We start from the raw sequence: 10,626 nt of genomic DNA, 5'->3' as shown, positions 1-10,626 counted from the left end.
TAAAATTGCTATTTCTTGAGCTTTTTGTTGTTGTTCTAGTAAAAAATTTTTCATCTTTGTAAGCTGTATTCACCATAGTAGTATAATTATACCATTTATTCACAACTCAAATAGGATTGCTATATAACCAGACAAATTAATAAATGCACTGATAATTGTTGCTATTCCTCCTATGATTGCTACAATGATTGTAGGTTCTTTCCGAGAAAATCGGGTTTCATTTAAATGGGAATTAAGCTTGGTGGTATGACTTGTATTAGAACTGGAGCTAACTTCGTTCAAATTTAAATTTTGAGGGGCTGGAATTGAATGAGTGTTTGCAGGTAATATTCCTGAATAATCTGTTGATGGGAGTTGGTAAATTTGAATATCAATAATTTGTAAACGTTGCTTTCCTAAAAAAATTATACTATTAATTAGCAATTCAAACTCTTTACCAGAATCAATATTCTGTCCATTAAGATTAGAAATATTTTGAGGATTTAAACTTTTGATAAAAAACTTTTGTTGTTCTTCGTTAAAAGAAATTTTAATATGTTGAGCAGATACACTATTATTATTTATTACCAGATCACATACCTGAGAGTCGCGTCCAATAATTATATCTCCATTATGGTTATTATTTATTACCTGTCCTTTGGAAATTTGCTGATTCTTTAATTTGCCAGATTCTTCCCATTGGAAGGTAATTGCCCATTGTATAATAATTGGGTTCATAATTTTGAATTTGCTTGTAAATTATACTACTTAATCCAATTCCTCTTATGAGGATTTTATTCACAAAAATAATAAGATGTGCCTAATAAATTATTTGTATTATGTGTTACTATCGTGAATATTTTTGGCTGAATTAACAACAATTTAAATAATCAAAAATGTTTAATCAATAACAAAAAATATCTGACGTTTCTAACATTTCTAAGTAGGTGGGAAAAACCCACCCTATAAAACATAACTCAAAACATAAATTAAGCAGTGCGAAAACGGGCTAATTCTTTTCCTGTTTTAGCATCATGGGCGTGAACAGTACACACCAAACATGAATCAAAAGAACGGGCAACATGGCCAACTTCTACAGGATCATTAGGATCAGCAATAGGTGTACCTATTAACGCTTCTTCCACAGGTCCACGTTTACCAGCACCGTCACGGGGTCCAATATTCCAAGTTCCGGGGGCAATAACTTGGTATTGTTTAATCTTACCTTGTTCTATTTCCACCCAGTGACACAAAGCGCCCCTTGCTGCTTCTGTTGCACCCCAACCTTTACCGTCTTTTTCTTGGGGTTTAATATACCAGGGTTCGTTTAATTTGAACTCCTTCAAACAACGTTCCGCTTGCCGATATAATTTGACTAATTCGTGAACTCTCGCTAGTTGTCTGAGGTGAACATTAGCACCGCCCATTTTTTTGAAGACATCTAAAATAAATGGGTCATAATGTTGCCATGACTCTCCATGTTTTCCACCTGCAACTAATTGACGTGCTAAAGGTCCAGCTTCTAATCTTCCTAAGTCTTGGTGTAATACTGCACTTGACCAAGAATATGCACCTTCAAAATCTTTTTGGTTTTTGATAGTTGGGGACGTTTTGCGATCGCTCGGATGCCAATCTTGAGTACCTTCATTATACCAAGAATGGGTTAAATTTTCCCGTGCAAAAGCCTGATCCATCAATCTATGAGTATCTTTACAACCATCGTAAACACCGCTTTTCATAATTACCGCAGCGTTACGTCCTTCAATGGTGGGTTTATTGTATCTATCCTCATGGGGTAAATATCCCCAAGTGACATATTTACCCACACCTACACCATATCTATCTAACCCGATATCTAGACCCATACGCCAGTATAAACCTAAGTCAGATTCTCGGTGTTTGATATCTTCATTTAACCATTTTTGGAAATCCTCATAAGATTGAATTTCCTCATATCTTTCTAAAGAACATCCTAACCAAACTGGTTCTAACCAATTGGTGCGGAAATATTCTAAAATCCCCCAAGCACGGGTAATATCAGTTAAGGTGGGGGCGCACATCACACCACCAGGAACCATATAACTGCTATGGGAACAGGTGATATGCTGAAAATGTTACTAAAGAACTTATTTTTTCAGGTAATTTTGCTCAGTCATAACATTTTATTTTCACTATTTCAGCTTTTATAAATAAGTGAATATTTAGGGAATAAGTCAGTAAAATCAGGGAAATTGCGTAGGCGCAGCCCGCCGCAGGCATCGCCAAAAGTTAATATCGGAAACCTATCCCCCATCTCTACATAAGGATGCAAATACAGACTCCGGGGACTGGTTCGCAGATATGTTTGCAGATTTTGTATAGATTTTGAACCGCAGAACACTACAGACGGTAGGTATAGGGAATGGCGAAAATAAAAGCAACAGAATTACAGTATCAAGCAGTTTTTGAACAGAAGTTAATTGAAGCTAATAGTAATTTAAAAAGAGAGAGAATTAAAGTTAGTATTAAACAAACTGGAAATTCTCTGCAATTACGAGCTACATTACCTTTAAAACCAGGTGATCAAAGTGTAGGTAAACAGAAAAAACAGTATGATTTATCTCTAGGAATACCCGCAAATTTAGAGGGTTTAAAAACTGCAATTGAGGAAAGTTACGAGTTGGGTAAATTAATTGCTCGTCATACTTTCCAGTGGAATGATAAGTATTTAGGAATTAAATCTAGAGAAAAGCAAGAAATCAAAACAATTGGGGAATTATTAGATACCTTTGAAGAGAAATATTATCAAACCCGTCAAAAAACTATCACCAGTGAAAATACTTTTGCTAACTATATATCTGTGATTAAAAGAAATTTTGATTTAACAACTTTAGCTACTAAAGAAAATTTTGAGGAAGTGATTAATTCAGTTAATGGTAATAAAAAAAATGAATTAATTGCGGTGAGTTCGGTTTTGATTAAAACTTTTAATTTAGGATTTCAACTGGATGTTAAACGAGATCATGTCACTCCTGCTTATCGAGAAATACCAGATGATGAAAAAATTATATCTGGTTTTTATCTGTTTGAAAAATTCGCCCTCAACCGCAAAAATACAAATATTACTGATGAAATAGACACTTGGGAAATGTGGCGATGGGTATATGGAATGTTGGCAACTTATGGGTTAAGACCAAGGGAATTATTTGTAGAACCGGATATTAATTGGTGGATGTCTCCCCAAAATCTAGATCATACTTGGAAGGTGAATAAAAATACCAAAACTGGATATAGAGAAGTTATTCCTTTTGTGACTGAATGGGTAGAATTATTTGATTTAAAAAATACCAAACCATTAAATATTTTAGCAAAAAAACTTGAAAAAATTGCTTCTGTACAAAATATTAATTGGATGCGAAGAGATATATCCAGATGGTTTAGAAAAGTGGGAATTGAATTTCAACCTTATGATTTACGCCATGCTTGTGCAATTAGAGCGCATCTTCAGGGAATACCAATTAAAGCAGCAGCAGATAATTTAGGTCATACTGTTGATGAACATACAAAGACTTATCAAAGATGGTTTGGGATTGAAAACCGGAAAAAAGCCTTTGGTGAGGTAATTAGTCAAAGGTCGTTAATTGAGTTGCAGAAGAATGAGATTTTGGCGTTAAGGATGGAGAATGAAAGGTTAAGGTTGGAGGTGGAAAGGTGGAAATTGTTGGGGAATACAAGAATAAAAATGTAGAGGAGTGCAAACAACTTTATCACCACGATTAAGAATTTGGGTATAAATCATGGTGGTTGTGTAGCTTAACTTTGAATTCTCCCTATTTTATTTGTCAGGCAATGCTGTATAATATGGATCAATCAGAGAACAGAGTCATTGGTTCACGGAAGGGGAAAGATGAACTATGCAAAAGGAAAACAAGAAAATATCCTTACTCGATATTGAATTTTGGGTGGATTACTCTATATCTAGATTTATTTTGACTGTTCCCGCACTAACTCTCTGCTTGGTCGTTGCGATTTTATCCATCGGTATCAATGATATTGTTGGTGTAGTGTTTAATCGCTTTCCCGTGTCTACCGCGTCATCGGTACAATCTTTTTTTGCTTTCCTACGATCTAATATACCAATCATTAGAGTCGCTTTAGTTATCCCCTTACTACTGTTCGTAAATCCCAAATTTCGAGAGTTAACACCCACTGAAATTACTATTGCCAGTCTCGTTGCGATCGGAGGCGGGTATTTCCTCGATCTATTGCCAGTCGAGACAGCTAATGGATTAATTCCCTCAGCATTCCTGCTTTTATGGTGCGTAGCTTGGGGGATTATCCAGTACGATTATCAGCAAAAATATAATAAAGAATTAGAAATTCGAGAATATTGGACTAAAAAGCGTATTCAAGAATTGAACAAACAATATGAAGACTTGCAAGCAGCAGAAGATTCAATAGCTAATGATTTAGCGTCTTTACAACACAAATATAATCTAGCAATTATTAAGGAAAAAGAGTTAAGTATTTTATTCATTCCTTCATTTGGCCAACTTATTTCAAGAATAAGGAATAGGAATATTAGTAATGAATTATTATATGTGCCTTCTTTTTTTCCGGCAGAAATAGAAACACAATTAGAAATGGTAGGAAAAATATACGAAGAATCACCAACGGAAATTGAAGAAGAATTACTAAATGAATACAGAAATAGTAGAACAAGTTCATCATATAGATATAGTGAGTATAGAACAAGTTCATTATTCTCCTTGGAAGAAAAAGAATTTAAAGAAGAAATTAAAAGACAATTAGAAAGAATAAAAAAAATCAACAGTAGCTCACAAAGTGAAATTGAAAAAATCTTACGAGAACAATATGAAAACTTGAGTTTTTCTCATATTCTTGATTTTTTAAATGAAGAATCTTCAAAGCTTGATATTAATTCTCCTTATATCAAAGTTTTGCATTTCAAGAAAAAGTTACCAGAAAAATTGCGAATAAAGCTAAGGGATAAAACTCAAATTCAATCATTTCCTGTCGATAAATTGATGGAATTATGGTTTAAAAAGATGAAAAATCAAGAAGATATAGCTTTAAAATATAAACTGAGAATATTTTTGAATTCATCCACCTTTAAGATACCGTTCGACATTAGAAAAATCACCCTGAAATCCTCTAGGGACACACTGCGATTTTTGTTTGTTATTTCACTTCAAGCCTCAATCTTTTATGTTGTGAATTTCTGGATTTCAAGCCGAATCAAAGATTATTATCATTATTTTTTGGTTGGAAGTTTGGTAGTTTATCTTGGCGTGATGGTATTTCATATAATCCATAGATGTTTGGTAGAAACTCCTGTCTTATCGGTCATTGAGAGGATGAGCGATTTTGCTTTCAATGGGCTTAAATGGCTTGATACTCCTTTTGAATATGCCATGTTTGTAAACAATTTGATCGCCGAAAAAGTTATACTTTTTACTGAGAGAAAATATACTGTATCGCTTCGCTCTCGCAACCCACTTGTTTTGATCTCCCTCGCGGTTGCCGATATTTCAATTACAACGATTCTGCTAACTATTCGTATCCTTATTTCAAGCCTGCGGATTGTGCTTAACTTTTTATGCTTTCTATTTTGTCAAGGGAGGATAATACTGACTACTATTGTGATAAGTCTAATTTCGATTATCGTCTTTATTTTTTATAGTATTATGCCATTTTGTGGATTGGTCTGGAATGTTTTCGTCGAGATCAGTATCTCTCTAGAGTCGAATCTAAGACGGCGTTACTTACAATGGGTTTTGTTAATCATTTGGGGTTTGAGTATTAACACGCTGGCCGGACTCACAGCGATTAGAATCTCTGGAACTTATCCCTGGATATCTTCGATCACTTTCGTCACACTTATTGTTTCTTATCTTGTCTTTATGTTTTACGGTACTTTAGCGAACCACCGGACGATTGAGGAGGAATGGAAGGATATCGACGAGCCATTAAGTAAAAGACTAGCATGGTCTGTCCTCTGTTTTGTATTCATCTCTTGGGTATTGATCGGGATTGATCGAATTTTCCAAATCAACTATTTTAATCCGCAACCGGATCTGGTTGTCGGAACGATCATCCTGTTAGCTCTGACAATAATTGTATTTATCGCTGCTCTTGTTTCAGGATCAAAGTGAAGATGTAAGAATTGCGGTGCAGACAATACCTTACTCGAAAAACCCTGCGTTACTATTAGAACTAGAGGCGATCATTTTGAGAGCGACTGAGCCACCATATAATGTTAAAATCCATATCGAGTCCTAACCCATGCAAGTGAAACCTTCAGAGCAAATTTCATCCGATGATGCGGAAATTATTTTAAAACACTTACCAGACTGGATTCAGGATGCCTTGATTTCTCGTGCTAATGAAATTGATTATCCCGTTGAAGCAATAATTGAGATGGCGTTCACGTAGTGTCTCTGAAAGAGAATCGCCAGCTTTCTAGACACAGAGGCATTAAGTTTTGCCGACTGTAAGCCAGGGCGAGGTCAATAAATCTAATAAACATCTTTGCAAAGAGAAATCGCTCCACTTCCTTTTCCTGTGCTTCCTTAACTATTATTAAATGGGATGTTTACGGATAGGGAAGCGATTGCTAATCACGTCGGATAATTTTGATCGTGCATTGCGATCGCTCAAAACAAACATCAAATTCTCGAAAAAAGTTCGTTTGCCCAAGGATTAAGGGTACATGAGAGGCTTCTACCCAGGCAAATGCTAGACGAACGGGTTCAAGATTCCCAATTTGAACTTGCACAAATAACCCCCGTGCTTCAACTTTTGCAAGATTTCCAGCCAATGGCAAACGGACAGTTTGATTATCCCAAATTGCACCTAATTTTAACCCAATATCATAAGGTAAAACATTGACAGTAGACCCAGTATCCAGCAGTGCATTTGCAGAAACAGAAGAGTTTGTATAACTCAGAATGATCGGAATTGTGGGTAATGCTTCATCATCATTAAAGGGAAATTCCACTGTACTAGCCATCAGTAGATGCCTCTTGGTGATCCTGAATCATCTGCATCAGGATATTTGCAGCTTCCGTTGAGTCGTAGGGCGACCAAATTGGATACTCTGAGGCAGAAAAGATCACTTGTAATTCAGCATTTGGGATTTGTTTTGCTAGGAGTTTCAAGAGTGATAATTTATCTGACTGACTCAGATTATTGACTAGAGGAATTAACTCAGCGAGTGACATATTTTAAATTTTTAGATATACAATAATACATTGATTATAAGCGATCTGTGAGGTAAAAATTAGAATTACTCCTCTCTACAAAGCTATAATGTGATTGAAGTCAAAAAACTATAACCTGAAATGTCAACCATTGAACAAATTGAAGCAGCTATTCTGACGCTTCCACCAGAGCAGTTTCAGCGACTCCGGCAATGGATCTTAGACATAGACTACCAGCGTTGGGATGAGCAGCTAGAACAAGACATCGCAGACGGCAAACTGGAGGCTTTAGCAGAAGAAGCGATCGCTCAATTTCCTTTTTTGTGATTCCTTAACTGTGATTAACTGCGATCTCATGAGTAAGCGATCGCCAATTCTGTGGGGTGCGTTAATGAAATGTAATGCACCTGATAAATTCACCATTAAACATCTTTAATAAGTGGGATCAGTCAAATAGCTACCATCTCAATAGCGTTTCAATGCTATAATTGGTAATAATATAGAAAAGTTCTTGAAATGTAAAATCTTATATGACTACTCTCCTAGAAGTTGAATCAGCAATCAAGCAATTGCCAGAGAGTGAAGTTCGTGATCTGGTAAAGTGGCTTCAAGAATATATTGATGAGATGTGGGATCAGCAAATTGAGGCAGATTTATCATCAGGGAAATTAGATCGCCTTATTGCTCAGGCAGAAAAAGATATTGCAGCCAACAACGTGAGGGATCTTGATGAAATCCTTTGCAACGAGTGAGTTTTGGAAAACTTATGCTAATTTGTCACCTGAGATGCAAGAGCAAGCGCGGAAGGCTTATCAGCTTTGGCAGGAAAACTCACTTCATCCCTCTTTGCACTTCAAAAAAGTCGGTAAAAATCTTTGGTCTGCCCGTGTCACTGGTGGATATAGAGCCTTAGCCTTAAAAAAGGGTGACGATTATTATTGGATTTGGATCGGTAATCACGATGAATATGAAAGTCTTTTAAATTAGCCCGTTGTGGTAAGCCAGTTTGCCAATTCTATAGGGTGCGTTAATGAAATGTAACGCACCTTAATTTCTTAATATATTCCACCTAATTACCTTCTGGTTGCACGGAAGAAAGTGTTAAAATTAGACATCTCCAGAAAAGAAATTATGGAACTTATTTATGGGGCAGGGCGAAGCTTATGGGATATCTATATCTCTGATTTTTCCGTTAAATTATCGCCCATAAGCTTCGCCCCTACAATTTATGACAAATTAATACATTCTGTTGTGGAGATGTCTATTGAACCCAATGATGTTTTGTGCCTGAAACCATGCGTGCGATTGAAACCACAGGTATCTTAAATAAACAAGGACAAATTCAGCTAGATCATCCCCTTCCCCAAGACAAAGCCAGTCGGGTGCGTATTATCCTGCTAATGCCAGAGGAGGATGATCTCAACGAACAAACCTGGTTAGATGCAGTCTCAACCAACCCTAGCTTTACTTTCCTCAACGATCCAGAAGAGGACATTTACACCCTCGAAGATGGGCAACCTGTAAACTATAAAAGGTAAGGTTGTTCTAATTCAAGAGAAACTTGATAGACTAATTTTTGTCTCGGATGAAAATTGTTCAATACTAAGTCAATTTCATAGATGGTAGTGCGATCGCTCTACTTCTTTTTTGTACTTCCTTAACTATTACTAAGTGCGATACCTACGGCGAGGGAAGCGATCGCTAGTTGTGGTTTAAGTGCGATTATGAGAGAGCAAGTAAGGATGAATTTTCATCTTCATAAAATAATTTGATTGTACTGAACTCCCGACGCAGTAAATTTTCAACTTGTAAGGTAGAACAGTTTCCCAGTCTAAGCCAGATGACTTTTGGAGGATTCCCAAACACTAAACTCAAATCGTGCATATCAGCATCTTTCGAGACGATCATCAAATCATTATCTTTTGCATAATTCCAAACTATCGGGTCTATTGTTGCTCTCATGCCTACATCCCGAACATGAAGCGAACCTGGAAAAATATCGCTCAAACGAGTGGATAATTTGGGGGATAAGTTTTCATCAAATAGTAATTTCATGCTGATAAAGTCGAAATCATCAGCCGACGTTCACGATCAGCCGCATAAGCAATACAAGCCTTTAAATCTTCTCGCGTTAGATCGGGAAAATCATCAAGAATTTCCGCTTCCGTCATCTCAGAAGCTAGGTATTCAAGCACCTCATAAACTGTAATTCGCAAGCCACGTACACAAGGCTTACCACCGCGTTTATTGGGTTCGATTGTGATATAATCTCTGTAATTCATGATGTGGCGAGTGAATTTCTGCTAACTTATCTAATCTTACTATGTATTTCTGCTAAAAACCCAATAATTTCACTGTTAAACATCTTTGAGAAAAGCGATATCGCTCTACTTCCTTTTTTTGTACTTCCTTAACTATTATTAAATGCGATGTTTACGGATAGGGAAGCGATCGCTACTGATCAAAAATTTTGAATAGTTATGAAAATTGCTATATGTTATTATAATTACAAAAAAATCTTCTACTTAATAAATTTTCTTCTGTTTGAATACGATAAACACTATTACAATTTATAAAGCTACTCAAAAAGGCAAAGGACAAAATCTTGTAGAACACGGATTTCATCCTGATGACTTTCCCTACCATCCTCCAACTGCTGACGGCAAATGCTACTTTGCAGCACCCAATAGTAGGAGTCTAGCAGAGGAATATCATCGGTATTACAAAGATGAGATTTTGGAAGTTACAATAGACTCAGAAATCTATGAACAATATTTCCAAGCCCTGGAAAAACCCTATCAAGGCACAGATAAATTTGAATTACCAGTTCCTCATCATTTGTTTCCTATCCTCAACCAATATCCAAGAGTATTAAAACCAAGGTAGTGCTATGAGCGATCAGTTTTGGCAAAAAATCAAATCTAAATATCGGTTAGGTGAACTGATTCACGGTAGAGTCGAGTATCATGCGCCATTTGGGATTTTTGTTAGTTTAGATGATGAAGTAGTGAAGGGTCTTGTTCAGATTACTGATTTTGTTGATAGTGGAGATATGACTCCAGAAATGTATCCAGATATTGGTTCACCTATTGGGGCTATTGTTGTTGGGTATACTGAAGATGAGCGCCATCAAATTTGGTTGAGTGTTAAGCCCAGTGTGTTACAGAAAGCATTGGTACATCTTAAAATTCCCGCAACAAGCGATCGATCATGAGCAGCATAACGAGCCAAATGTACACCAAACACACTAAGATTCACTGTTATTCTTCAGGCAGCTTTTTGAGAATTTTTAGAGGATGGTTCAGCTAGATTTGGTTCAATAGACCTGTCCGAAATATATAACGGAAAAATGGTAGAACGGTAAATGGAAAATATACCGTGGTTCTACCAAAGATGAAAAATATTACCAATTATATACATATGTACCCAAAACGCGCTAGGGGTA

The 10,626-nt window shown here is 36.3% G+C and carries 12 protein-coding genes and 3 pseudogenes; 9 read left to right on the top strand and 6 right to left on the bottom strand.

All coding sequences use genetic code 11. The features are described from left to right. Nucleotides 1–99: 99 nt before the first annotated feature. The gene (locus FFR48_RS20850; protein WP_137668692.1) at nucleotides 100–717 is read right to left on the bottom strand and encodes an FHA domain-containing protein; all 618 of its coding nucleotides are present in this window, start codon (nucleotides 715–717) and stop codon (nucleotides 100–102) included. Between the two features lie 251 nt (nucleotides 718–968). Continuing rightward, nucleotides 969–2,069: pseudogene (locus tag FFR48_RS20845) on the bottom strand (nickel-dependent hydrogenase large subunit); the annotation flags it as partial. A gap of 250 nt (nucleotides 2,070–2,319) precedes the next feature. Between FFR48_RS20845 and FFR48_RS20840 the strand changes: the two are divergent. The 3 genes and pseudogenes from FFR48_RS20840 (at nucleotide 2,320) to FFR48_RS30415 (ending at nucleotide 6,495) form a co-directional block, all read left to right on the top strand. Then, nucleotides 2,320–3,738 (top strand): annotated as a pseudogene (locus FFR48_RS20840) (site-specific integrase). A 134-nt stretch (nucleotides 3,739–3,872) separates the two neighbouring features. Then, nucleotides 3,873–6,134 carry a hypothetical protein gene (locus FFR48_RS20835; RefSeq protein ID WP_137668691.1) on the top strand — a complete coding sequence of 754 codons (2,262 nt, stop codon included), beginning with the start codon at nucleotides 3,873–3,875 and terminating at the stop codon, nucleotides 6,132–6,134. 130 nt (nucleotides 6,135–6,264) lie between these two features. Beyond that, nucleotides 6,265–6,495, top strand: a pseudogene (locus tag FFR48_RS30415) (hypothetical protein). A 100-nt stretch (nucleotides 6,496–6,595) separates the two neighbouring features. Here the strand turns inward: FFR48_RS30415 and FFR48_RS20820 are convergent. Continuing rightward, nucleotides 6,596–6,991: a retropepsin-like aspartic protease gene (locus FFR48_RS20820; protein WP_137668690.1), complete on the bottom strand. Its 396-nt coding sequence runs from the start codon at nucleotides 6,989–6,991 to the stop codon at nucleotides 6,596–6,598. Beyond that, on the bottom strand, nucleotides 6,984–7,202 hold the full coding sequence (locus tag FFR48_RS20815; protein ID WP_096570900.1) for a hypothetical protein: 219 nt from the start codon (nucleotides 7,200–7,202) through the stop codon (nucleotides 6,984–6,986). The genes FFR48_RS20820 and FFR48_RS20815 overlap by 8 nt, the downstream gene beginning before the upstream one ends. 120 nt (nucleotides 7,203–7,322) lie before the next feature. On the opposite strand from FFR48_RS20815, the gene FFR48_RS20810 reads away from it, so the two are divergent. From FFR48_RS20810 to FFR48_RS20795, 4 genes are all read left to right on the top strand, one after another. Next, nucleotides 7,323–7,508 (top strand): hypothetical protein, encoded by a 186-nt coding sequence (locus FFR48_RS20810; RefSeq protein ID WP_137668689.1) that lies wholly within the window; start codon nucleotides 7,323–7,325, stop codon nucleotides 7,506–7,508. 203 nt (nucleotides 7,509–7,711) lie between these two features. Further along, nucleotides 7,712–7,933: a hypothetical protein gene (locus FFR48_RS20805; RefSeq protein WP_137668688.1), complete on the top strand. Its 222-nt coding sequence runs from the start codon at nucleotides 7,712–7,714 to the stop codon at nucleotides 7,931–7,933. Beyond that, the gene (locus tag FFR48_RS20800) at nucleotides 7,911–8,168 is read left to right on the top strand and encodes a type II toxin-antitoxin system RelE family toxin (protein ID WP_137668687.1); all 258 of its coding nucleotides are present in this window, start codon (nucleotides 7,911–7,913) and stop codon (nucleotides 8,166–8,168) included. Before FFR48_RS20805 ends, FFR48_RS20800 begins: the two co-directional genes overlap by 23 nt. Before the next feature lie 308 nt (nucleotides 8,169–8,476). Further along, nucleotides 8,477–8,719 carry a hypothetical protein gene (locus tag FFR48_RS20795; RefSeq protein WP_137668693.1) on the top strand — a complete coding sequence of 81 codons (243 nt, stop codon included), beginning with the start codon at nucleotides 8,477–8,479 and terminating at the stop codon, nucleotides 8,717–8,719. A 184-nt stretch (nucleotides 8,720–8,903) separates the two neighbouring features. Here FFR48_RS20795 and FFR48_RS20790 read toward each other — a convergent pair whose 3' ends face one another. Further along, on the bottom strand, nucleotides 8,904–9,236 hold the full coding sequence (locus tag FFR48_RS20790; protein WP_137668686.1) for a DUF5615 family PIN-like protein: 333 nt from the start codon (nucleotides 9,234–9,236) through the stop codon (nucleotides 8,904–8,906). Continuing rightward, nucleotides 9,233–9,463 carry a DUF433 domain-containing protein gene (locus tag FFR48_RS20785; RefSeq protein ID WP_027402180.1) on the bottom strand — a complete coding sequence of 77 codons (231 nt, stop codon included), beginning with the start codon at nucleotides 9,461–9,463 and terminating at the stop codon, nucleotides 9,233–9,235. The genes FFR48_RS20790 and FFR48_RS20785 overlap by 4 nt, the downstream gene beginning before the upstream one ends. A 262-nt stretch (nucleotides 9,464–9,725) precedes the next feature. On the opposite strand from FFR48_RS20785, the gene FFR48_RS20780 reads away from it, so the two are divergent. Further along, the gene (locus FFR48_RS20780; protein WP_137668685.1) at nucleotides 9,726–10,067 is read left to right on the top strand and encodes a hypothetical protein; all 342 of its coding nucleotides are present in this window, start codon (nucleotides 9,726–9,728) and stop codon (nucleotides 10,065–10,067) included. A 4-nt stretch (nucleotides 10,068–10,071) separates the two neighbouring features. Beyond that, entirely contained in the window at nucleotides 10,072–10,395 is a 324-nt protein-coding gene (locus FFR48_RS20775; RefSeq protein ID WP_137668684.1) for an RNA-binding protein, read from the top strand. Nucleotides 10,396–10,626 lie beyond the last annotated feature (231 nt).

It is taken from the genome of Sphaerospermopsis reniformis (assembly GCF_005402885.1).
In the GTDB taxonomy this organism is placed as follows: domain Bacteria; phylum Cyanobacteriota; class Cyanobacteriia; order Cyanobacteriales; family Nostocaceae; genus Sphaerospermopsis; species Sphaerospermopsis kisseleviana.
The sequence above is the reverse complement of the archived record's forward strand: the minus strand, read 5'-3'. Positions and strand labels throughout refer to the sequence as shown.